Origin of the sequence: Candidatus Thiodiazotropha endoloripes, assembly GCF_001708965.1 — a bacterium.
GTDB lineage: Bacteria > Pseudomonadota > Gammaproteobacteria > Chromatiales > Chromatiaceae > Thiodiazotropha > Thiodiazotropha endoloripes.
The window spans coordinates 1,580,840-1,605,012 of sequence record NZ_LVJW01000003.1 but is presented as its reverse complement, the minus strand read 5'-3'; the positions used below and the strand labels follow the sequence as shown (position 1 = coordinate 1,605,012).

Genomic DNA, 24,173 nt, shown 5'->3' with positions numbered 1-24,173 from the left:
AAATCAGGGAGCTATCCAACCAGTGAGATTAACGATTCCTCCTTTGCCGTCAGTTTTAGCCACATAGAACCCACGTGATGCAAACCTTTGATCCGGCGCCATACTGAGGCGTGGGAAGATCGAAGTATAAGGCAAGTCATCAATCATATGTTCAATCTTTTCAATCATATAGTCGCGATAGAAGTAGCCACGAATATGCTTCACTGCATCGCCAAGCACCTTTAGCGCGAAGTAGGCATTGGCTTGAATCTCTCTGGTCTCTTTATTATAGATTCTTTTTGCTCTGAACCAACCCGTTGAGCGGATCAGCAGCCTGTTCAGCTTATCGGGCATTTCAGCGCTGTGAATGAAGAGAACTGAATCTGTCAAATCCGGGGGGATAAGCCTGGTGTCTGTGCCGTAATACTGACTGGAGAGCATGATCAACTCTGCACTGTTAAGCTGACCACTGTTGAAGAGTTGCTCTGATTTGCCTCTATCCAGCCACAATACAACCGTATCGTCTTTGCCAATCCGAAAAGCGCTCGATTCTTTTTCGCCAAGTTGCCCCAGAGAAACGGTGTCTACGCTGATGCCCGCCTTATTCAGCTCATCAATGAGCGCATTGGAAGATATGGAGCTCAGCATGTCAGATTGATCATGAATCTGTACGACTCGGGCGGCGGGGCGGTTTTTCCGGATATAGGAGGCAACCGCTTCAGACTCATGTGCCACACCCTTGTTCAGATAGATGGTGTAGTAGTTTTCATCACTGATAACCGGCTGTTGTGTGGTGGGGAAAAGACAGGGTATCGCATGCCCTTCACAGAACTCACTGACCCGATTCCAGCCGGTTGGTACCAAACCGTTTACCAGCGCGAATACCGGCTGTTTTGTATAGTATGTACTGAGCTGATCCGGCCAGGTCTCTTCGGCACCTGTCAGTTCCCAAACATGTATCTGCCATTTTCGATAGGGCTTGAACATCCACTCCTTATGCCAAGGGGCATTTTTCGCCCGTTTAGACTCATATCTGGTTTCAATGTTCTTCTGCTCGACATAGGTCGCCATGACATCGACCAGTGCCTTGTTCTCCTCCGCTTTGTTCGAGGATAAGACAATGGTTGCGAAATGGATGGTCTTTTCGTCCACACCTGGGGACGGGGTATTGGAGAGTGTACTGACATAGGCCATTAAGCCATCCAGCGCCTCATCGTCGATCTGATATCTTGGCATGAATGGATCCAGTGGCTGGCCATTGGCATCCACACCATCCCTGACCGCCGCCATCAAGGTCTCACGGGTATAGGCTTCACGATATACCGGCGGCTCAGGGGGTTTGCTGGTGGGCAGTTTCAGGGGTTTGAAAAGCACACTGCCTGCGACCGCCGGGACCACCTGCTGGCCTTCGGTTGAGCCCAGGCCGCTCTTGCGGTGACAGGTCTCACAGATCAATTGATTCCCTTCCACCGAAATATCGCCCTGAATGGTTGCCTTTACCAGTTCGCCATTCGGCAGAATGCCCTGTTTGTAGAGTGATTTGCCGTTTGCGTAGGCCTTGGAGTCAACCTCAACTTCATTTTGCGAGGTTGTAGAGAATAGGATCAAGCCGGCGAATAGTGTAATCGCCGTGATCATTTTGTTGAGTTTTAGCATCAATTTGCAGCCGATACGATCTTTTTGTACTCCTTGACAATATCTTCTGCGCTGGCCAGACCATTGATACGCGTCCAGTGCTGTCCACCTTGATCCCTGATCAGGGTAATCGGTTCATGATTCATTTTTGAACCACGGAAGATATCAAAAGCCTTCTCTACGGTAACCACATCATTGTAGCTGCCGGTATAAAAATTCCATTGCTCACCCGCCTTGAATCGTTTCGAATATTTCATCAACTGTTCAGGCGTATCATAGTCCGGATCGATGGTGATCGATACCATGGAAACAGTGTCAACCTCATCACCCAGTATCTGCTGTACTTGATGAAAACTGGCCGAAAGAACCGGGCAGATGGTGGTACAGGTTGTGAAGATGAAGTTCAGCATCACCGGTTTGTCATTGTTCAGAATATCCGCCAACTGCAGTTGCTCCCCTTTGTGAGAGATCAACTTCACATCCGGCAGCTGATAGCTGGCATGATTTACCTTGTACGACTTGTTCTCCATCATCGCACGGTGATGAGCATGTTCATCATGGCCACCATGCTGGGAATGGTCATGCATGTTCATGGCAACTTTGAACCGATCAGCATGGTTTTGAGGTTTGCCCGGTCGGGTGACGCAATCGAGCTTGAACTGTGGCCCAAGGGTTTCACCACCGTTGGATTTCACAATGCTTGGCAGATCAGCGGCACTAACGCCCGCTGTGACAAACATGGCAACAGAAAGCACAGATGCCATTAGCATGCCCCTGAGACACTTTTCAACCGAACCGTTATTCCATGCTCTTTTATCCATCGTATAAACCCTTTTATGTTACTGCTCGTCAACACGACGTTTTGCACAGGCCCTTGCCTGACGGGCATTCTGCAGCTGCAGATAACCGAAGAATATAATCATCAAGCCCAACAGAAGCATCAGGTCCGCAGAACCGCCGCCTCCGCCGCCTCCGCCATTGTCATCCCCATCACTGCCGCCATCCTGGTCATCATCGGAGATGGTCAGGGTGAAACTGCCGCTGTTGCTATCGATGGTTGCGGTCCCGGAAACGTTACCCAGCACAAAGGTGATTGTCCGGTCTCCATCAACAACCGTATTGTCAATGATCTCCACATTGATTGTCTTTTGCGTCTCGCCACTGGCAAACTGCAAGGTTCCTGTGGTGACATTGAAATCGCTACCGGCAACGGCGGTCGACGTACCAACGCTCAGGTCGACACTGACCGTGCCGGTCAGAACAACACTGCGATCAATGGTGAAGCTCGCGTTGACTGAAGATTCATTCACAGTAAGGCTGGTAATGGTGAAACCGATCACTGTCGATGCGTTGAGTACATCATCATCGGTGATGGTAATCTGACCACTGCTCTGATCACCGGCTACCGCCCCACCCTGAAAGTTACTCATCTGCAGCAAAATGGTCTCATCAGACTCCACCTCAGTATCGTTCAGCAGTGGAACGGTAAAGGTCTTATCCGCTTCATCACCATCGGCAAAACTGATGTTGCCGGAGGTGTAGGTGTAGTCAGATGAGGCAATCGCAGTGCCATCAGCCGTGTTGTAATCGACCGATACGGCTCCGGTTGAACCACCACTGCGTGAAACGGTAACGGTGACGTCACCACCATCCTCAGCTGCTGTTATGGCTGAATTGGAGAAGATCAGGGAACCGGCTGCGGGCGGTACATCATCGTCAGTTACGCTGATGGTTGCCGTAGAGGTATCACCAAGTGACGCACCAACCGCATCCGAGAGAATCAGATTGATGGTTTCGGTGCCTTCAAACAGCGCATCATCGACGATGGTAATTTCGAATGTCTTCGACAGTTCGCCATCCGCAAACATCAGGGTGCCACTGGCCACCTGATAGTCGATGCCGGCAATTGCAGTACCATCTGCGGTTGCATAGTTGACCTGAGCAGCACCGCTACTGCCACCCTGGCGTTCAACCGTTACCTCAATCAGACCATCAGCCTCATCCGCGCCAAGGTCGCTGGCACTGAAGACCAGCAAGCCGGTTGCCGGTGCCGCATCATCTTCAGTGATCACCAAATCAACCTGGGCGGTCGGTCCCAATACGGCACCACCGGTTGGGTTGCTCAAGGTCAGCGTAATACGCTCATCACCCTCGTATTCACTGTCATCAAGCAGTGTCACCTGGAAGGATCCACTGGTTACGCCATCGGCAAAACTCACACTGCCGGAAGCGGCCGTGTAATCCTCACCGGCTGTTGCCGTTGAATCACTGCTCGCGTAGCTGACCCCAACAGAACCACTGCTGCCGCCTGAGCGGGAGACAGCGATCGTGGCTGTGCCTCCATCCTCATTCAATTGATATTCAGAGAGGCTGAACTGCAGGCTGCCCATGGTGGGTATTGGGTCATCACTGCTCAAGGTCACAACGGCGGATGCCGGTGTGCCAAGTACAGCGCCACCAGTGGGCGTTGAAAGAGTGACCATCAGGGTTTCATCCGCCTCGTAACTGCTGTCATCCAGAACAGGTATCACACAATTACTGGTGAGTTCACCATCTGCAAAACTAACCGTCGCCTGGGTCGCTGTATAGTCAGATCCGGCGGTGGCGGTAAGATCGCTGGTAGAGCAGCTAATCGAGACCGCCCCACTGCTACCGTTGGTTCGAGTCACCGGCAGCAGAATCGATGTATCACCCTCTGAGGCGGTATAGCTGGAACCACTGAACTGCAGGCTACCGGAACTCGAGACCGGCTCATTGTCGGTGATCGAGACTTCGGTAACATCCCGGGCTGCCAGAGAGACCGAGACCGGATTCGAGAGTGTGATCAACAGCGACTCAGTCCCTTCTGTTGTGGCATCGTCTGTGATAGCAAGGGTTATACTGCTGCTGATCTGTCCATCGACAAACGAAAGCGTACCGGAGGCGGCCGTGTAGTCACTGCCAGCGGTGGCCGTTGTGTCACTCATGGCATAATCCACCGAACCACTGCCGGAGCTGCCCCCGTCGCGTTGCACGGTGATGGTAACGCTGCCGTCACCTTCACTGAAGGTATAAGTACTGCTACTGAACTGGACCTCGCCTACGGCCGGCGCATCGTTGTCGGTGATGGTCACCGTGGCACTGTTCTGTGCACCGATGTTGAGACCGCTCAGATTGATCGTAAAGGTCTCACTGTCCTCGAAGATGGTATCGTCCAGAATATCGATGCTGATCTGCTGGCTACTCTCACCATCGGCGAAGTTGAGGGTTCCGGAAACCGGTGTGTAGTCCAGATTGGCACTTGCCGTGTCGGTCTCACTGTCACTGTCAGTTGCATAGTCAACGGAGAGTGCACCACTGGTGCCACCGGTACGTTCCACGGTGAGCTGAAGGGTAGCGGCATTCTCAGCCACGCTGTAGGTGGCGCTGCTGAACTGCAGTTTCTGGCCGGGGAATGCACCGGACTGGGCACCCAGCGTAAAATCATCTGAGAAGAAGATATTGACCTCATCTCCCCCCTCATCCACAGCCTCTACCAGGACGTTGGTGAAACCGGCATCATCGATGAAACCGAGAAAGGTCCAGCCTGTAACCGTGGCCTGTGAACCGGTGAAGTCGACCGGAGCCGAGCCGTTGGTGGTAAAACCGATTTTCGCACCTGTACTACTGCGAAACCAGCCGCCTACGCCGTAGAGGGTCGTGCCGCTGGCGGTCAAGGTGTACTTATCCGGTACCAGATGGTCATTTCGGTTGTCCACCGGGAACATCAGATAGCTGCCCTCATGCACATCGCCACCACTGGTGGAGGTACGCACAAAGGAGGATTCCGTGGAGCTCCCCGCCCAGGTGATGCCTTGGGAAGTGACACTCTGAACACCGGTACTGCGGGTACCGTCCCAGGCGCTGCCCTCAAAGCTCTCTTTGGTGATGTCTGGCGAGATGGATGGAAGATTCGAAAGATCCTGGATGAACTGAGCCTCGGCTGTTGCATCGCAGCAATAGACGGTCACGACAGCGTGGGATTCAAAAGATGAGACCAGTCCGAGTAGTGTTAGAAAACCAAGCAGATGATTTCTATATTGCATATTTCCTTCTCGAGTCAACGGATCAGTTGACTGTTAAATTTTCAGCTTTAAAGTCGCCGATCACCATTGTTACTTTTTCTCCCGATTTCACATGGGCATCAGGATTGCCAAATACCATGTAATAGGTCTTATTGGACTTGATGTTCATACCCCGGTTGGTTGGTCTGAAGGCACCGACCTTGGCCGCCATGGGTATAGGTAGTTTAGCATTAGATTTCTCGACTTTGAGGTGCGGTTTGATGCGACTGTCGAAAAAAATCTTGGCTTTCTCGATATCCAGTACCTTAAATCTGAAATCGATCATGTAGCCGGCTGCGGTAAGTCGCAGACTGAGTAGCTCAATACCCCATTTTTCAGCGATTTGCTTGGCGGTCTCCTTATCCACCGGGGGTTTGGGAACTGTCGGCACGGCTACAGGCGGTTTCCAGGGCTTGGGGGTCGCCTGCTCTGCGGTCTGCACTGCGGTTTTACTATCCGCCTTGGCGACCGATGCAGTGAATGCAAGAAAGGCCGTGGTGCAGATCACCAGGACCAGAATTACCAGCAGTGGATTGCCTCCGGGATGCCTCTCCTTTTCATCCTCAGGCGCTTTTTCGGAAAAGTGAGAACTTTTCATGATACTACCCAGGAATTGTGTCGTTTGACGATTGATCTTAACAAAAATCCGCCCCCTGCAGTACAGGGGGCGGTGCCTCACGCCATGATACTAACTATGGCTCGATATCAAATGGTACGTTGTTGTAGACAGCCTCTGGGTAGGTGGGTAAATCAACCACCTCGATTTCCAGATAGTCATTGCCATCTGGCAATTCAACTTCTGGTCTGTTGTTGCCAACACCGTTGACATTGATACCCCAGACATGTTGTCCGCCGACGGACCGGATACGACCATTATTATTGCCAGTCGCTGTGGGTACGATCTCAACCCGTGGGGATGGTGTCCCGTTGATATTGACCCGTACCAGGTAGACCCGTACGCCCTGTGCAGTACCCGTGGTTGGGATTGTCGTGTCAACCACACCTCTGAGGCGCCATCTGTCATTGCCGGGACCCGCAGTACCGCGTTGCAGATAGGAGGCACGGGTAACCGAGACCTGACGTACGATATCAGCAGTAGCGATGTTGCTCTGAGCCATGAGATCGCTTGCCTCATACTCCACACTGGTCAGAATACCGACCGCTGTAGGATCGATAGCAAAGCTTGGCATGGAACCATCGATACCCAGTGCAGGATCCAGGTTGCCAGGATCATTCACTTCGGTTGCCAGCAGGCCGTCATTCTCAAGATCGGTATCGTTCCCGAGAACCCCAGCTGCTGCAACACTGAAGGTCATGGATATTGGCTCACCTTGTCCATCCAATACAGCTGTAGAGGCATCCTGAACATAGAAGGTATCGTTCACAGCCACCGGTGCATCATTGACCGGATTGACAGTGATCTCAGCGGTCACCGTGTTACTGCTGATGGTTACCGTATTGGTGCCATCGAAGTAGGTCTCTTCCAGATGGTAGACGATCGTATCGGCACCTCTTGCACCCGCAGTGTCATTCAGCGTACAGGCGTCCCCATCATCCACTGGAGGATTGACACTGTTCCAATCCAACAGAGGCTCGTAGTGGAATTCACCAGTCGTACCGTCGTAGGTGAAGCTGCCAGCCACGGTGTTGGCACAGGTAGGTGCGCTATCCACGACTACCGCCAGAGTACCGCCATTGATGGGCGATTCACCGATCAACAGACCGTTGGCCGCGAGCACATCGAGGACTGCATCCTCATCGGTCGTGTAGGTCTTGCCACCGACAGCGATCAATCCGGAGGCCGGAGTAGGATCGATGGTAACGGTTGCTGCAGGCGGAGTTGCCAGACAGGTGTCATCCAAAGGTGCAGCGGTCAGACAGTAGGTGAAGCTATCCCCGGCAAAAGTTCCTGCCGGTGGGGTATAGGTAAACGTACCGTCGTCTTCTACAGTCGCCGTACCACCGGCAGTCGGTGCTGAAGCAAGCGCCAGACCATAGGTGGCGGGCAGATTGACATCATTGGCATCGAGATCCAGCGTTCCGATCTGATCCAGCGTGGTTGCATCATCAAACAGCGTTGGTCCAGGGAAGGCCAGGGAGACCGTTGCAGTCTGACCTTCGACCAAGTTCAAGCCGTCGGTCATGGTGAAATCCAGGTTCAACTGGGCTGGTGCAGGAGTGCCAACAAAGCTGATGCTGCAGGTACCTGCCCCGTAGTCACAACCCACCAGGGTTGCAGTTGTTGACGGCACAGGTGCGATGTCAACGAAGGATACGTTTACCGTATCACCAGCCGTTGCATCAGTAGCATCCGCCACCAGATCCGCCAGATTGATTGTTGCTACATCTGCCACCAAATCATCTGTGGTAATCACAACCTGTGGTGTGGTAGCTAAGATAGGAGCACTATTAACTTCCACTGTGACATCAACTGTGCCCGGAACAGTTACTCCACCAGCAGTTACCTCATAGGTGAGCTGAGTATTGCCGCCACCCGTCGATGCTGGGATCAGTGAATTATCCAGGGTTAACGTACAGTTGGCGTCCACACTGGAACATACGAAGCTGATCGAGACATCAGCAATTGAGGTATCAAGAGGAAACAGAACACTATCAACCAATGCCAGTGTATCGCCAACATCCGGGTCCATATCATTGGCCAGTACATCAATGACTTGATCCAGTACCTGATAGGTGGGTTGATTGTACACTTCAGGAATCTGGATAGTGACTGGATCAGTATTGGCAATCGGCGGTTGGTTTGCGCCGACATTGAAGCCAAGGAAGCGCAGCATGCCACCGATCTCATCACCCTGATTGAAGTCTTCAGGATCACTCGGGTTGGTCATGTTGCCGTTGCCGTCATAGATCGCATAACGACCACTGAAGGTGGGCTGTATGATGACATCCTTGGTTTTCAGCGGAGGCAGACCAATAGAATACTGCTCAACCGGTGCGGCATGTACGCCGGTATCATCTTCGTAGGTATACTGAATTCCGTCCTCAGCATGAATGGTGCCGTAGAGGCCCTGCAGAACAGACACATGCTTTTCAGTTGCCGCACTAACGAAGCGCAACAGGGTTGGCCCGGAAGTTGTCAACGGCAGACCACCCTCACCTGTCTGGATGTCTGGAAAACCAGCCTGATAGGGCTGACCGTTGATCATATACCATTGAGGATGGCGTTCGATCGCGGTTTGCAAAGTTCCCGCAGCGACTTCTGCATTGAAGTGCGTATCGATGTCACTGTAGAAAAGGATCAGTTCGTTGGCGTAGGTCACATCATCTGCGTTACCTACGGTACCGTCCAGATCGTAAAGTACATTGCCGACAGCAGCATCCTTGGTAGCAGCACCATAGAGGCCCATGTAGAGCTGCTTCTGTGGTGTGGTACCGGTGTGGTAGATGAACGATCCGCTATCGTCGATTGGGTTGGATGCATCCCATGTGTAGACCTGAGTACCGCCGGGGGCCGCTTCCACACCGTAAGAACGCATCTTCAACGTCATGTTGCCGCCGCGACTGCCGGTAGTACCGTCATTCCAGGTGGGCCCCATGGCACCGCCAGAGTGAGGCAACGGCTGACCGGGCACCACAATGGATGTCTCTTCGGTGAGCATGTTGGTCAGGTAGATGTTCAACACAGGATCTGTTGGATCGATGGTGATCCGTGGGCCTGGAGCACTTGCCGCTGGGCCGGTACAGGCTGCACCGAGCACATCGGGTGCGCCGCCATTGTAACAAGCACCGGCCGGATCCAGTGCATAACCCCACATGGTGGGATCATCCACTGCCGCAACACCGGGCAGGTCCTGGGTGAACTCTTTTGCAATGAGATAGACATCCAATGCATTCGCCTGACCGGCGCCTAAAGCCAAGGCACAGGCGACTACGATGGGTTTCATTGTTTGCTTCATGGTAGTAGACCTTTTCATGTTTGTGCCCTCCCGATTAATTGATTGGTGTACCAGGAGGCAGCACAACGACTGAGCCCAGACTTCCGCCAGGGAAGATGTCAAAGGTAGTCAGCTCTTTTTCAGCATGGGAGTGCCATACCAGGAAGTAGCCGCCAAAGGGATTCAGACCACCCTCGCCAGGAGGCAGGTCGCCAGTGTCGCCCAGGAAGGGGCTGCCACTCCACCAACCACCCAGGGTCAGATCACCCACACCAGGCAGTGAGACAGGAATGGGCTTGCCGTGGTCGTTACACCACTCGCCGGGATAGTCCGAGTTGGCATCCGCATAACCGTCACGTGGATTGACATCGATACAGTTGTGTCCAGCATCGTGACCGTAGATGTCCCAGCCCAGGTCTTTACCAGTCCAGGTCCAGAGAGCATCGATAGTCTGTTTCGGTGCTGAGTTGGTGGTGTTGTCCGAGCGACCCAGGTTGGCCACCACACCGTCGGAGCTCAACATCTTGCCGTCACGACCGATGAAACGCAGGTTCTCGCCATGGTAGTGCATGGGATGGGCATCCTGACCCGCATTTACGTTACGGACCAGGACCACATCACCGGGTCTTGACATGACCAGGGACTCATAGGGCTGGTTCGGAAACAGGGTGTTGTAGTCACCCTGGAACAGATCCGGGAAGACCCGGCCGTTGATGAACCAGACCTTGGCGTAGCGATCGGTATTGGTGAAGTGATTGATGTGTCCCTTCTCCATCTGGATATGGATATCCGGATCCACTTCGGTCATCAGGTAGAGATTCTCATGATCGTAATCGGTTCCGGTACCGGCACCGTAGGCGGTCCGGTTCGTGATTGGATCGTAATCAGCCGGTCTCACAACCATCACACCCACCAGACCCATTTCGGTATGCAGTCCGGGATTCGCACCAGCCAGACTGTGGTAGATATAGGTGCCGGGAGAACCTGCGGTGAAAGTGTAACTGACAGCCTGTCCCACATCGGCTTCGTTGGTAAACAGCCCGGCTGTACAGTTGGTCGCACCGGTTGTCGGTGTCGGACCTTGAGGAGCAGGAATATCGATACATTGAGAGCTGACTTCATGACCGGTCATCTCAATGGAGATATTGTCCGGCACACCGTAGTTCACCAGGTTGATGGTGACCGCCTCACCCTCGGTGACGATCAGTGTCGGCGCCGGGTATTGTGGCAACTGGTAGTTGTCACCCGCTTCATGCGAGGCGCCTTCGCCCAGATCCAGATCACCGAAGCCCCACATGTAGAGACTGGTGCCCTCGGGCAGGTTCATGTTGAATGGATAGGCATAGAGGTTGAACACACCGTTGGCACCCTGTGAGATGCCTCGAATGTCGTGCTCCGCCTGTGCCTGCTGCACGGTCAATGCACTGCTCATGCCCAAAAACAGGAGGCCCAAAAGCCGTCCAGGTTGTTTGAGTAGTTGTTTCATTAATCTCATCTCCTAGTTCGGCCAGGCTCAGTTGACAACGATCTCAGTGATCATGCCACCATCCATCTGGGTCGCATTACTCATCTGATGGACTTCAGTTGCGTGGAGGAAGTAGGTGCCGGGGGCAACTCCTGTGGTATCGATGATCAGATCGACTGTCTCACCACCACCGAAGTTATAGGAGGCAACCTCACGATAGATATTCTTGCCGTCAGTTCCCCGCATGTGCTTGGCGCCTGTGCCGACCACTTTCATGGTCAGTCCCATCGCGGTGATGGTCCAGAAACGATCCAGACCCACATTGGAGAGGCGTAGCAGCAGTTTTTCACCCTGATCGACGCTGATATCGGAACCCAGAAACTGAGTGATAGCACCATCGGTCAACTCTTCTCCAACCGTACCGGTGACCTTACCCTCGGTACCGCCTGCGATTGGATCCACCGAATCTACAGGAGCAGGAAGTGCATTGGGGTTGACTGTGTCGGGATAGCCGCGGCCGTTAAACTGCGGATAGTTACCTTCCAGCAGGGCAAATGGCAGAGGCTGGACAAACAGACTGGCATCGTGGAACACCTGATCAAAGCTTGAAAGCTGGATCGCTTTCTCCACATCAAATGCCGTGGTGCCGTCACTGTCATTGTAGACATAACCCGCATCCCCTACCGCTGCTGCACAATTGCCATTAGCCACTCGTTCTGGATCGTATTCCGTGGTACCAGGGTTGTCTGGCCCGAAATCGAAACAACCAATTTCATCCTGAATTGGATGAACATAGAGATTGGCCAACATGCCCATCTCCATATGCTCGGTGGCTTCCACGTGGCAGTGGTAGAGGTAGGTGCCAGGCTCGACAATGTTGTAGTAGTAGGTCAGGGTCGATCCCATGTTGATACTGACCGAAACCTCGGGTACACCGTCAAATGCTGCTGAGGCATTCGGAAAACCATGAAAGTGGACCGTGTGCGGGTCGAACAGATCGGGACGAATCACCGTACCGACATTGGTCAGGTTAAGGAAGAACTGATCCCCCTCATTCAATTCGATGGTAGGTCCTGGCCACTCGGCACTGAGGATACCTTCACCAATCACCTGATCGGGGGGTGTCCCGGTCTGATCACCGAAACCGAAAGTGTACAAGGGATTGCCGTCCGACATTTTTGCAAAACTGTCGCCTGCAATCAGGTGCATACACTTGGTATTCGCTGGTTGGACTTCGCCAGCATCATTCCAGTCTGCATCACCGTTGTTATCACCAGGACACTGTACATTGACAATGGCACTGGCCTGACCCGAGATGCCCAGCAGTGCCAGGGCTATTGCTCCGGCAAGGGCTTGCTTACTAAATAGTTTCATGGGGCGTTTACTCCTCGTCATTTTGTAAGCGCCTGACTCACCTGATGTGTGTTTGCGAAGTTTGTTCCACCCTGCCACCAGGACGTTGTCCATGGTGACAGGCTGGCGCTTTTCAGTTGCATGTGTGTTGATCATTTTCATGATTACAACCTCTCATCGGCACCGGCGTCCGTTCTGGCGCCTTGCGGTCTTGCATCACCATCGATGTCGGTCGAGTAGATGCCAGTACCGGCAGAGGCGGCAGCTGCATCGACAGCAGGATTTGATAAACCAGCCTCGAGGTGATAATCGATAAGGCCATCCGGTGTTGCGGTATCACCATCGATATCAAGCAGCGAGAGTGGACCGAAGTTGACCTGCAGGAAGTTACCGCCTTCATCGAAGGCACCCGCTACCTGCAGCACTTTGAACTCTGGGAAGAGCAGTGCATTACGGTCTTGATTGAAGCGGCCATTGACAAACAATGGAACACCAGTGTTATGAGGATCTTCGTCATCAGTTAGATAGCCTTCAATAAATGTATTGTTGGCTATTGCAGATGAACCGGTCTGTAACACGTTACGCAGTGGGCGCAGCAACATCGTACCGTACTGTGGATGTACCGGGTTGATGGTGTGTCCATTCAACACCGCCAGATCCTGGGTGTAATCCTCCACGTTGACAACTGTGATATCGCAGTTGGTATTGGTGGTGTTATCACAGCTTGCCGGTACCAGACCGTTCTCCAGGACCACAGTGGCTGGATCGTCTGTATTCCGCCAGTAGAACGAGCGGTTGTGGTAGACGATGTTATCCACCAGAGCGATTGGATCAGAGAAGGTCATCCGTTCTTCGCTACGATTGCGTACATCGTCTTCATCGAACTGCGAACCGGGGAACTGTTCTGCGACGTCATCATCGATCAGGGACATCATGGTTGCACTGTGGTAGCGGGCAACGATACCAGCCGGCTTGGCGATAGACTGATTGGGATCAGTGATACCAAAAGCCTGTGAACCGGTTGCGGTGGAATCGTTGTTCGCAATCGTGTTGTAACGGATGTAGCTCTTAACACTGTCTGACAGGGAGATAGCGCCCGCAACACCTGAGACATTGTTGCTCAGCATGTTGTTGGCAACGATCACCCGATACCAGCGACCGAAGACATCAGGATCTTTTGTGATGTCCTCACCGTTGACATTCAGCAGCGCGATACCGCCACCATCACCGGCACCGGCCAGGTTGCCCCGAATCTCGTTACCGAGAATGTTGACGTTACCGGAACCGGGAGACAGGGTCAGGCCAGTCTCTTCATCGACTCGCAGTCCAGCCAGACCGCCGACGAAGATACCGCCACCGGCAGGCTTGGTACCTGGTGTCTGACTGAAACTCTCGTTGAAGATAATGGTGTTATCCAGGATCTGACCACCGCGGGAGAGTCCCAGATGGCCGATACCGGCACCATCGCCTTTGGAGAAGTTACCGCAGATCCAGTTGCTGCGAACACGATAGTTGTTGGCACCCGTATGGATAGAGATACCACCGCCGGCGCCATTCAATCCACCATTCTTAATGATCTCGTTATGATGGATATTCATGCTGTCGGCAAAGGCGTCATCATAGGCCATGAAACCGTCTTCAGCCTGATCTTCAAGCCAGCTGTTATAGCCGCGTCTGAAGAACTCATCATCCTCACCAGTAACTTCATGGGTCAGGGTGGAGTGACCGATACGGATACCGCCACCGTAGAAACCGGAGTTGGTGGTCAGACGGTTGTTGGAGATGACCAGGAAGCGTGTGTAACCGTTGGCAACAATGCCGCCACCGGTACTCGCGCCGATGATGCTCAGACCATCGATACGGGCATAGCGGTTACGGTTGTTACGATGGAATCGGTTAGGACCGGTCCACTTACCCGCAACCATGATGCCTGCACCCTCTTCCGTTGGGAAGATCGGGGCGCCCAGTGCACCCTGAACCCCACCGAAGAAGGGTACGGGCACCAGCTGTCCAGGCAGTTGGTCGATGGTACCAGTACCAACCAGCTCGGCAGCCAATTCACGCCAGGCGATGATCTTCTCGGTCGGTGTCTGGCGGGCATTGAGGATGGTGGTCTCTGCACCAAAGCCCTGCAGTTTGACCGGCTTCCACATGATCACCATCTCATTGTAGAGACCAGGCTTGACAATGATCAGGTCACCAGCGCTGACACCACCAAGACCGTTATCCAGACTGCCGATCGCATCCTGGATCGTCGGATAGGTTGCACTTGGTACATTGACCACATTATAGGTGGAGTTGTTGTTACCAAGACCCACACCTTCAGCGATACCAACGGTCAGTGTGATACCCGTTGGAGAGACACTACCGTTGCTGTGCTCTACCAGCAGTTGGTATTCACCGGCTGCCAGACCACCAGTAGAAGCGGTAATGGCGTTGTCACCCCAGGATACGACACCCAGAGTAGCCACAGGATTACCGCTGCGATCCTGAACCAGAACCGAACCGGCAACGGTACCAAAACCGTAATCCCGATCGATGTTCTGTTCAGCTAAAGGATCACCGTTGGCCCATTCCGGGTTACGAACAGCGGTCAGACCTTTGGAGTTGATAACGATGTTCTCACCGGTACCGGCGACCACGAAAGGACCTTCGATGCCGCTGGCAGGAACAACCTCACGCAGTACGGAGGAGATCGCCGGGGTCTGTGTTGGCGCTTCACAATCCAGTGGGAACTGGTCCGGACCGGCAAACGCGGCGACCGGTTCAACCGGGGTATCCAGATAGGTGATGGTACCCGGCATATACTGGAAGGTGTAACAGAACTGGCTGTACTGAGTATCGAAATTTGGATCGATAATGAACTCAGGATTACCACTGGCATCAACACCGTCGCCGGGAGCACCAGTGAATTCTGAATTCGGAATCGGACCCGCATCGTTCATACAGGAGACCAGCATGTTCGGCGACATGCCTGAAGGCATCGGCAGATTCGCGGTGGTGGTCGAAGCAACCATCAGGTTGTAGCGACCATACTTGTCCGCATAGACACGATTGATCTCATTGCCGTTCCAGTCGTAGAAAGCAACCGGCACATGAGGCGGTGCGAACTTCTCACCGAACTGGGGTGAGTTCGGATTGAACTCGTTGGCCAGGTCGTTGAGGATCACACCCGAGATGTTGCCTGCTTTAGGCACATCGGTCATCAGGAAGAACTCGGCCGCCGCATTCTGACCGGCTGAGAGCGGTACATGCTTGAGATCACAGAGCGGTCTCATTTCGCCGGCGAAAGGCGCTCCAATGGCTTCAACACCTGGAATCAGCTGAGCAGCATCACCACTGCCATCTTTGGTCGCCATGGCCAGATATTCAGGAACCATCTCTTCCTCACCCACACAGGTGGCTGGGAAAGCCTGCAGTGATGGGATGTACTCATCACCGTAGTCCACATTCTTATGGTGCTCTCTGACCAGCTTGTAACCCGCAGGTGTTGCTGATTCAATCAGATAGTCACCAGGAATGAGCCAGGCTTCCGGAAGATTCAATTCGGGCCAACCGGTATTCAGTCCAGCGTAGAAAGCGGTCAGCTTGGCGGCCACAACAGCGGCGTTATAACCGGCAGAGGCAGGAATCGACGCCAGATGGTCCAGATCGTAATCTTCGAAGGCATAACCACCGTCGAACAGTGCATCGCGAACCTGGTTGAAGTTACGCAGGCCATCGAAACAGCGCTGATCATCCACCGCAGGATCAACCTCGGCGCCAGGAGGATTATTGGTTCCCTGACAGCCGGTCGGAAGATTGTCATCCCAGCTGTCGGTGTGAGTGACCTGCAGGGCATCGCCCATGTCAAAAACACCGTTGCCGTTGTAATCCACATCTTCAGGTCCGGGGAAGACATCCACAGGATGGTTGTTTACATCCGCACGCTGAATACCTGGAATACCATTGATATCCTCGATCACGCCATCGTCTGGATCCTGGGTGTTGTTGCCGTTCCAGTCGATATCGCAAGGATCACCCGGGAAGTTGTTGAGTGGCGGACAGTTGACATCGCCATCCGCATAGAGGGCCAGTTGCACTCGAGGTACACCAGGCTCCCACTCTTCGGCCGCAGCAAACTGTGGCTCATCTTCCGCACGAGTGGTGGCGTAGTAGACGATACCGGAGATACCGCCGTTCTCACCGACATACTCGGAAATTCTTGGAGGGAATGCGGTGAAGTCGAACGGAGTATCGATCACATAGTCGACTTTACCGAACTGCATCACACTGGTCTGACCCAGGAAGCCTTGGAAGCCCTGGGTAAGCACCAGACCGGTCTCGGTGCGTGACAGATTGTTACCGGTATTCGGATTGATCATCTGTCGGCCGTTTTCAACAACCCAGGTTACACCACCGTCATCAGAACCGAGACAGTCGCCGATCGCACCGCGAGGATCGGTAGCCGAGATAACGATATCGCTATGACCTACGCCACGAGCCTCACACTGTCCCTGAGGGTTGAGCTCGCCAAAAGTAGGATCTGCCCAGCCGCCATCGGGACGAACTTCACCACCTGCATCCACAACAAAAGTGGCACCAGTCGCTTTCTTATTACCAAAGCTGACTTCAGCCACCAGCCAATGGAAGAACGGGAAGACTTCATCAAAAGGTGCTAAACCATCACCATCAGTCGGGAAGGCCTGATAGATGGTACCGTCACGCCAGCGCAGTACGGTCTCCTGACTCTCAGGACCGATACCGATCTCACCGTCGTCCCAGAAACCGTCCTGATCATCATCTCTGAAGATGCCGGTGTTGAGACGAGTGAACCAGTTGAATACCGGCACATCACCGAAGTTACAGGAGAGCCCGCCGTTACAGGTACCACCGGTTGGATCCACGGTGAACAACAGGGAGGCAAAAACCACATCAAGGTTGGCATCCCAAATGGCCAGTTGATACTGGCCCGGGGGAACCAGGTCCACTGAGAAGTCACTGTCCGCTCCGCAGGCACCCGCGTAGACGGCCTGACCAAGGGCACCATCCACACCAACCTGGTTGATGGCTGTCCAGCATTGTGGGAAAGGACGACCGGTGAAGAAAGTGGTCGCCGGGTTACGGGACATGTGCATGTCGGTAACAACACCGCTGACTGTCGCAACCTGCTCACCCGGCTGGGCTGGGGGCAAATCGGCGAAAGGACGCACAAAACCCATGAAGACATGGGGACCGGGAATACCGAATTCGACGAAAACCGCAGGCTCGTTAGCCTTGACCCAGGCATCGATGACCTTACTGCCCTCAATGGTGCTGGTCTGCTGCCAACCGGCATTGGGTGGTGGAATAATGACCACACCATACTTGCCGGGGGCGAGGTTTTTAACATTCAGATAGCCATTCTCATCGGGCTGCATGGTGCCGTCACCCAGCACATCGATAACCGGATTGCCATCAGCATCGATACAGGTGGCGTTGATCATGCCACCCGGGGTATCACCGCCAGTGCCGACCGGGTTACTGGTGGCACAGGTCTGATCATAAGTGGTGCCGAGGTAGTTACCGAAGGCATCCTGGATAACCTGGCCACCGGCTGCACCGTAACGACCGCCTGGCTCTTCCAGGAACAGACTGAACTGAGTCCAATCAACGCTGCCGTCATTCTGCTCTTCCGGCAGATCCGGAACACCATTTACCGGATGCTTGTCTTCAAACAGATAGATCGAGATCTGTGCAGTGGGGATCGGATGCTGCTGTACTGTGACAGTAACCTCACCGGCCGCTACGTTTCTCAGATCAACAGAATCGCCACTCAGGCTGTAACCGCTGTAGGGGTGCACTGATACGTAGTAACGTCCAGCAGGGATTACATCACCGATCGTGGCTGTAGATGCATCTACATTGCCCGACAGTGAACCAGATCCATCAGTAGCAACGCCGACTTCGTGATTACTGGCGTGAAAACTCAACGACAGTAATTCATCAGCTGTTGTTCCAGGATTCGTCGGATCGACCGGGAAGGTGTTATCCCTCTCCAGCAACCAACGAAAACCGAAATTCGGATCAGTGATTGGGTTGCCCGACTGATCAACCACATTGATGGTCAATGAGGCTGCATTCAGCGCAGTAACCAGAAATGAGAGACACAGAAATACAAATAACTGTAGCCCTCTGTTCATGTAACCCTGACTTTCATTTATCATGGATTTTTCTCCAGACCCCTATTGGTCATTCAACTTTCCCGGGGCTCTTCTGACTCAAGCCAGAAATACTACCAGCCCCATTACCAGTACTTAGGCCAAAGTCTACAGCTCTATATAAAAGGTGGCTTTGCGTGAAACTACGCTATTTCTCCAATCCAGCCCCTACTGGAAAAGGAGATAACCCGGTATTTCCACGGCAGCAAAAACCCTACCCTGTATGGTAGGGTTGACAAATAGGAGAAAGAGTCATCCTATGACTACTTAAAATCTTATAATTCATATAAAAACAGACAAAAAGTTGACTTTTCATCGATTCACCAATCGACCCGCAAAAATCCACGCCTATCTGTGATTTTGCACGGTGGCGGCGGCGCCATTTTTGTGGTTTATTCAATAAACAATTTGTGTCATGGTGAATAGCACATGTTTCCATCATCATGTGCTGGCATACAGGTTTGAAATTTGCATCACCTGCAATCACACCTAAACTAGTCTGAAGTAAAAGCCGGAAATCGATGCGCAAGGGACACAAAACCAGAGAGAGATGAGATAGGCTCAGGTGACAATGAACAGCGACAAGAAAAAAATCATCATCGCCGAAGACCACAACATTCTGCGTGCAGGATTAAAAGCACTCCTGACCTCCAATCCCCAGTTCGATGTAATCGGTGAAGCCGACAATGGCCGCGATGCGATACGTCGGGTGATTGAACTCAAACCGGATCTGGTGATTATGGATCTGAATATGCCCGGCATGAACGGCATGGATGCAATCCGCGAAATCAGAGAGCGGGATGCTGAAATCAAAACCCTGGTTTTGACCGTTCACAATGAGGAAGAGTACGTTTTGGCAAGCCTGAAAGCTGGTGCCAATGGTTATGTTCTGAAGGATGCAACTCAGAATGAGTTAATGACTGCAGCAGAACGCGTATTGAATGGTAAAACTTACTTAAGCGCAGAGATCACGGAAAAAGTCGTCAACAGTTATCTGCAAACCAATAACGTCAATAACGAACCTCTCACCCGCTGGGATACGGTGACACAACGGGAACGCCAAATATTGAAGTTGATCGCTGAAGGTCACACCAATAAGAGCATGGCCGACTATCTCTGCATCAGCGTCAAAACAGTTGAAAAACATCGTGCCAATCTGATGAAGAAACTTGACCTGCACAATGTTTCAGCGCTGACCACATACGCGCTGGAGAAAGGTTTGATAAACCGGTAACGGGGAAAGCTCTCAACAATCCCTAAATACGGTGGGTCTCAGTCAGGATGACCTGACATCAGCTGCGCATAGCCTTGCGCAATTTAAATCGAATGATTTTCTGTGCAGATTACTGCAGAGGAAAGGAAGCGCGAATCTGTACGCCTTGATCAATGCCGGTATCGATGCGGATTCTGCCATCAACCGACTCAGCCCGCTCACGCATACCGACCAGCCCCATTCCCAGGTTCCCCTGAATTTCGGAAGGATCGAATCCGACGCCGTTATCGATGATCAGCAGATGAATAGCATCGTGTGCCTGCAACAGGGAGACCGTGATGGTCTTCGCCTTTGAATATTTGACCGCATTGTTCAGGGACTCCTGTACGATGCGATAGATGACACTCTTGTAATCCTCGGGTATCGACTCTTCATCCACGTCAAAATCGGTCACTACCTGGGTATCGCTGCAGACTCTGGTAATCTGACGGCACTGCCAGGAGATTGCGGGGATGACACCCAGATCATCGAGAATGGCGGGACGGATTGCACTGCAGATCGATCTCACTTCGGACATCGCCTGCTTGACCATGGATGAGACAGCCTCCAGGGACTCCCGCTGTTGACTCTGCGTTGCACTCTTCTGCCCATCACATCCATCAAGACAACGCTGAATATGCAAGCCCATGCTGGTGAGCAACTGCCCCAGACCATCGTGAAGTTCGCGGGAGATACGTTTTCTCTCAAGCTCTTCAGAGCTAACGTGCTGATGATGAGCACCCTGCTTTAACTGCTTGAGACAGGAGAGGCCGTCCTGAATATGTTGGTCGGTCAACCTGAGGTTATCGTTGATTGAGACACCGGTCTGAGTCTCCTTTTCCGCCAATGGAAATGGAGATGAAGCGAGTTTTAAAGCGGAAACCCCTAAGAATCCATCACTGCCCAGATGATCGTTTACCAATGCCATGTAATAACCCTTTATTTTTGTGTCTTATCCAATAACACTTTTCGGCTTTTCTAAAATATTGTTTAAATATTAGAGAATTAAAATACTTTAAAATATGACGAATCTGTCACAATCGTCATGCTTAGCCGCGATTGACATTTATCATTGCAGGGTTTATGCCAAAATAGTAAAATCGATTGAATTACATTGACTTATATAACAATCCTAATAAATTACAACGTAATATAAAAAAAATAGTGTAAAAAATCCCGACAAAAAATCCTCTTATTCCTAATCACAATGGGTTAAATCACCCATTTTTCGGGTAGTAGTCGAAAAATTTTACAATGTTTAACAAGTCACTGACTGAGTTGGGCCTCCACCAGTCGCAGATCATCCCGGGTATCGACCCCATGTCCGGGGTCTGTTTTGGCATTACTGACGTGGATCCGTCCACCATGCCAAAGCACTCTCAACTGCTCCAATGATTCCGCCCGTTCAATCGGCGCCCTCTCCCAGGCAACAAATCGGGCCAGATAACCGGCACGATAGGCATAGAGTCCAATATGACGGGCAAAACCGGTGTCTGCAGGCAGTGGACTTGCAGCGTCGATAAATTCGTCACGATGCCAGGGAATCGGTGCCCGGCTGAAATAGAGGGCGTAGCCCTGGATGTCCGTCACCACCTTCACCACATGGGGATCAAAAAGCATTTTGCGCTCGGTGATCGGTGCCGACAGCGTGGTCACGCCTGCTGCATCATGCTGACTCATATCCTCGGCAACCTGGGAGAGCAATTCTGCCGGCATACAGGGTTCGTCTCCCTGTAGATTAACGATGATCTCTTCATCCCCCCAGCCTCGCTGGGTCACCACTTCAGCGATACGATCGGAGCCGCTGCGGTGTTGCGCAGAGGTCATACAGACATCGGCCGAAAACTCCCGGCAGATATTTGCAATTTTCTCGCTGTCGGTGGCTATCACCACCTGACTGGCACCGCTCTCCAGCGCACGTTCATGGACATGTTGGATCATCGGTTTACCGGCAATCTCCAACAACGGTTTTCCCGGTAGGCGTACAGAGGCGTATCGGGCCGGTATGACAACTTTGAAATTCATATCCTTCAGCCTTCCGGAAGCTCTTCATCCGGGGCAATTTTCCGGGCCTCCTCTTCGAGCATCACCGGAATATCATCACGTATCGGATAGGCCAGCCGATCGACGCGACAGATCAGCTCCTGCTCTTTCTTCCTATAGAGGAGCTTCCCCTTACACACCGGACAAACCAAAATATCAAGCAGTTTTCTATCCATCTAAGAGCCTTTTCACCTTCGTCTTGAGTTGATGTTCGAACCCCATGGCCACACTGGCGGTCGCAGGCACATACCAATGATTGGACTGGGCGAACTGTTCGCACTTTACCGCATCTTTCTCAGTCATGAGAACTGTCTTTTGATGGAATGGGGCCAGATCTTCGGGGCTAAACTCATAATGGTCGGCAAATGGGTGTCTATCCACCCTCAGACCTGCAGACTCAAGCATGCTGAAAAAACGTTCCGGGTGGCCGATACCAGCGACGGCCGCAACAGCTGCCGTGGCGAATTCCGACAGGGGTTTACACTCTCCACCGGCAACCGGGCATGCCATATCACCAATCACCGACATCCCATGCTCGCCCTCAGCGGCATCGCCATTGACAATCACCAGATCGACCTGTTGCAGTCTCTTTCGAGTCTCCCGCAGTGGTCCGGCTGGTAGACAGTAACCATTGCCAAAGCGACGTTTACCGTCCACCACGGCAATTTCAAGATCCCGCTGCAGGGCATAGTGCTGCATGCCATCATCGGAGAGAATCACATCGCAGGGATAGTTTGAGAGCAGTTGTTGCGCAACCAGGGGACGTTCCGGCCCAGCGAAAACCGGGCACTCCGCATGACGTTTCAGCAGTATGGCTTCATCCCCCACCTGTTGCGCTGTGGCATCGGCAGTCACTTCGCAAGGCCAGGTTTCCGACTGCCCTCCATAGCCACGGGTAATGATCCCCGGCCGGTAACCCCATTCAGTGAGCTTCTGCGCCAACCAGATGATGAAAGGCGTCTTACCCGTGCCACCTACTGTAATATTGCCGACGATGATCACGGGGCACTCAATCCGCTGACTTTTGAGCCAACCCCAACGATAGAGGCGGCGTCTCAATACGACAACCGTACAGAACAGAGCACTCAATGGCAGTAGCAGATAATTAAGAGGCTGCCGTCGTTGCCAGGAAGCTTCAATCGGATTCAAAGCCAGGGCCACCTCATTCCAAAGCAGGCTTGTGGGCTGAAAAGGTCATCTTGGTCAAACCAAGTTGGCTTGCCGCATCCATTGCAGTCATCACCGACTGATGCGGGGTGCGTGCATCCGCATTGATGATCACCGGAATATTACCCCGGTCCCCAATGGCTTTACTGATCGCCATCTTCAGGGTCTCCATCTCGGTATTGACCACTTCTCGCTGATCGACAAAAAAGGTACCGGCTATGTTGATGGTGATATCGAGCTGCTGTTTTTCACGCTGAATCTCCTCACCGGTGGCTTCAGGCAGTTCGATCAGGATCTGGCTCTCATGTTCGAAGGTCGTCGATACCATAAAAAAGATCAGCAGCAGGAAGACCACGTCGATGAGCGGCGTGATATCCACCTCTGGTGATTTTCGAGCTTTGGTTCTGAAATTCATTTCAGCGCTCTCTCTCCCCGTGGATCACTTCCACCATCTTCAATGCCTGCTCTTCCATGCCGATTACCAGCTGATCGATCAAACCGGAAAAGTATCGATGGAACATCAGGCTGGGTATGGCAACCGAGAGCCCGGCCGCGGTGGTGATCAAGGCTTCGGAGATGCCACCGGCCAACACCCCCGGATCCCCGACGCCTGCGGTAACAATCACGCTGAACACTTTGATCATGCCGATGACGGTTCCCAGCAGACCAAGCAACGGCGAGATGGAGGCGATTGTCCCGAGGGTATTGAGATATCGCTCCAGTTCATGAACCACCTGGCGACCAACCTCTTCAATCGCCTCTTTCATGACAACCTTACTATGGTTCCGGTTAACCAGACCGGCTGCCAGTATCCGACCAAGGGGAGAACTGGTCTTCAGCTTGTCCAAGTCGGCCAGATTCAGTTTTTCATCCTGGTGGAGCTGCAATATCTGTCGCATCAGATATTCCGGCATGACCCGTTTACGCTGCAGGGACCAGAATCGCTCAATGACAATCCCCAATGCAGCAATGGAACAGGCGATAATGGGCAGCATCAACCATCCACCCGACTTTACAAGTTCAAACACTTATCCTTTTCCTTCTGTGAATTTCACCAAAACTCTTCTCGATACGACCATGATAGTCGACCAGGATATCTTGTTGCAGCTCAGATTGCATGGC

Annotated in this window: 15 protein-coding genes; 1 reads left to right on the top strand and 14 read right to left on the bottom strand. The window is 52.7% G+C overall.

The features are described from left to right. Positions 1-3 precede the first annotated feature (3 nt). The 8 genes from A3193_RS07145 to A3193_RS07110 form a co-directional block, all read right to left on the bottom strand. Positions 4-1,635 (bottom strand): hypothetical protein, encoded by a 1,632-nt coding sequence (locus A3193_RS07145; protein ID WP_069014403.1) that lies wholly within the window; start codon positions 1,633-1,635, stop codon positions 4-6. After that, positions 1,635-2,435 carry an SCO family protein gene (locus tag A3193_RS07140; protein ID WP_083218358.1) on the bottom strand — a complete coding sequence of 267 codons (801 nt, stop codon included), beginning with the start codon at positions 2,433-2,435 and terminating at the stop codon, positions 1,635-1,637. The genes A3193_RS07145 and A3193_RS07140 overlap by 1 nt, the downstream gene beginning before the upstream one ends. A gap of 18 nt (positions 2,436-2,453) precedes the next feature. Further along, positions 2,454-5,678 carry a Calx-beta domain-containing protein gene (locus A3193_RS07135; protein ID WP_069014402.1) on the bottom strand — a complete coding sequence of 1,075 codons (3,225 nt, stop codon included), beginning with the start codon at positions 5,676-5,678 and terminating at the stop codon, positions 2,454-2,456. A 22-nt stretch (positions 5,679-5,700) separates the two neighbouring features. Beyond that, complete coding sequence (locus tag A3193_RS07130; RefSeq protein ID WP_069014401.1) at positions 5,701-6,294, bottom strand: hypothetical protein; 594 nt, start codon at positions 6,292-6,294, stop codon at positions 5,701-5,703. 94 nt (positions 6,295-6,388) lie between these two features. Then, on the bottom strand, positions 6,389-9,613 hold the full coding sequence (locus A3193_RS07125; RefSeq protein WP_141694768.1) for an Ig-like domain-containing protein: 3,225 nt from the start codon (positions 9,611-9,613) through the stop codon (positions 6,389-6,391). Positions 9,614-9,647: 34 nt separating this feature from the next. Beyond that, on the bottom strand, positions 9,648-11,078 hold the full coding sequence (locus A3193_RS07120; protein ID WP_069014399.1) for a multicopper oxidase domain-containing protein: 1,431 nt from the start codon (positions 11,076-11,078) through the stop codon (positions 9,648-9,650). A gap of 27 nt (positions 11,079-11,105) precedes the next feature. Then, entirely contained in the window at positions 11,106-12,431 is a 1,326-nt protein-coding gene (locus A3193_RS07115; protein WP_162272479.1) for a multicopper oxidase domain-containing protein, read from the bottom strand. Between the two features lie 143 nt (positions 12,432-12,574). Next, entirely contained in the window at positions 12,575-18,595 is a 6,021-nt protein-coding gene (locus A3193_RS07110) for a hypothetical protein (RefSeq protein WP_069014398.1), read from the bottom strand. A gap of 565 nt (positions 18,596-19,160) precedes the next feature. Here A3193_RS07110 and A3193_RS07105 point away from each other — a divergent pair. After that, positions 19,161-19,823 carry a response regulator gene (locus tag A3193_RS07105; protein ID WP_068995412.1) on the top strand — a complete coding sequence of 221 codons (663 nt, stop codon included), beginning with the start codon at positions 19,161-19,163 and terminating at the stop codon, positions 19,821-19,823. A gap of 109 nt (positions 19,824-19,932) precedes the next feature. Here the strand turns inward: A3193_RS07105 and A3193_RS07100 are convergent, their stop codons facing one another. The 6 genes from A3193_RS07100 to A3193_RS07075 all read right to left on the bottom strand — a co-directional run bounded on the left by A3193_RS07100 (position 19,933) and on the right by A3193_RS07075 (position 24,079). Continuing rightward, complete coding sequence (locus A3193_RS07100) at positions 19,933-20,769, bottom strand: sensor histidine kinase (protein WP_069014397.1); 837 nt, start codon at positions 20,767-20,769, stop codon at positions 19,933-19,935. A gap of 338 nt (positions 20,770-21,107) precedes the next feature. Further along, the gene (kdsB, locus tag A3193_RS07095; protein ID WP_069005571.1) at positions 21,108-21,866 is read right to left on the bottom strand and encodes a 3-deoxy-manno-octulosonate cytidylyltransferase; all 759 of its coding nucleotides are present in this window, start codon (positions 21,864-21,866) and stop codon (positions 21,108-21,110) included. Positions 21,867-21,871: 5 nt separating this feature from the next. Continuing rightward, complete coding sequence (locus tag A3193_RS07090) at positions 21,872-22,060, bottom strand: Trm112 family protein (protein ID WP_069005572.1); 189 nt, start codon at positions 22,058-22,060, stop codon at positions 21,872-21,874. After that, the gene (gene lpxK / locus A3193_RS07085; protein ID WP_414630445.1) at positions 22,053-23,039 is read right to left on the bottom strand and encodes a tetraacyldisaccharide 4'-kinase; all 987 of its coding nucleotides are present in this window, start codon (positions 23,037-23,039) and stop codon (positions 22,053-22,055) included. The genes A3193_RS07090 and lpxK overlap by 8 nt, the downstream gene beginning before the upstream one ends. A 7-nt stretch (positions 23,040-23,046) precedes the next feature. Further along, positions 23,047-23,466, bottom strand: coding sequence for an ExbD/TolR family protein (locus A3193_RS07080; protein WP_069005574.1), 420 nt, complete (start codon positions 23,464-23,466; stop codon positions 23,047-23,049). Between the two features lies 1 nt (position 23,467). Next, on the bottom strand, positions 23,468-24,079 hold the full coding sequence (locus tag A3193_RS07075; RefSeq protein WP_069005575.1) for a MotA/TolQ/ExbB proton channel family protein: 612 nt from the start codon (positions 24,077-24,079) through the stop codon (positions 23,468-23,470). Positions 24,080-24,173 lie beyond the last annotated feature (94 nt).

Excerpts from the sequence above, each read along its gene's own strand:
- kdsB (WP_069005571.1), bottom strand. The coding sequence starts at position 21,866 with ATGAATTTCAAAGTTGTCATACCGGCCCGATACGCCTCTGTACGCCTA.
- A3193_RS07115 (WP_162272479.1), bottom strand. The coding sequence starts at position 12,431 with ATGAAACTATTTAGTAAGCAAGCCCTTGCCGGAGCAATAGCCCTGGCA.
- A3193_RS07125 (WP_141694768.1), bottom strand. The coding sequence starts at position 9,613 with ATGAAGCAAACAATGAAACCCATCGTAGTCGCCTGTGCCTTGGCTTTA.
- A3193_RS07105 (WP_068995412.1), top strand. The coding sequence starts at position 19,161 with ATGAACAGCGACAAGAAAAAAATCATCATCGCCGAAGACCACAACATT.
- A3193_RS07110 (WP_069014398.1), bottom strand. The coding sequence starts at position 18,595 with ATGATAAATGAAAGTCAGGGTTACATGAACAGAGGGCTACAGTTATTT.
- A3193_RS07145 (WP_069014403.1), bottom strand. The coding sequence starts at position 1,635 with ATGCTAAAACTCAACAAAATGATCACGGCGATTACACTATTCGCCGGC.
- A3193_RS07080 (WP_069005574.1), bottom strand. The coding sequence starts at position 23,466 with ATGAATTTCAGAACCAAAGCTCGAAAATCACCAGAGGTGGATATCACG.
- A3193_RS07100 (WP_069014397.1), bottom strand. The coding sequence starts at position 20,769 with ATGGCATTGGTAAACGATCATCTGGGCAGTGATGGATTCTTAGGGGTT.
- A3193_RS07090 (WP_069005572.1), bottom strand. The coding sequence starts at position 22,060 with ATGGATAGAAAACTGCTTGATATTTTGGTTTGTCCGGTGTGTAAGGGG.
- A3193_RS07120 (WP_069014399.1), bottom strand. The coding sequence starts at position 11,078 with ATGAAACAACTACTCAAACAACCTGGACGGCTTTTGGGCCTCCTGTTT.
- A3193_RS07130 (WP_069014401.1), bottom strand. The coding sequence starts at position 6,294 with ATGAAAAGTTCTCACTTTTCCGAAAAAGCGCCTGAGGATGAAAAGGAG.
- A3193_RS07140 (WP_083218358.1), bottom strand. The coding sequence starts at position 2,435 with ATGGATAAAAGAGCATGGAATAACGGTTCGGTTGAAAAGTGTCTCAGG.
- A3193_RS07135 (WP_069014402.1), bottom strand. The coding sequence starts at position 5,678 with ATGCAATATAGAAATCATCTGCTTGGTTTTCTAACACTACTCGGACTG.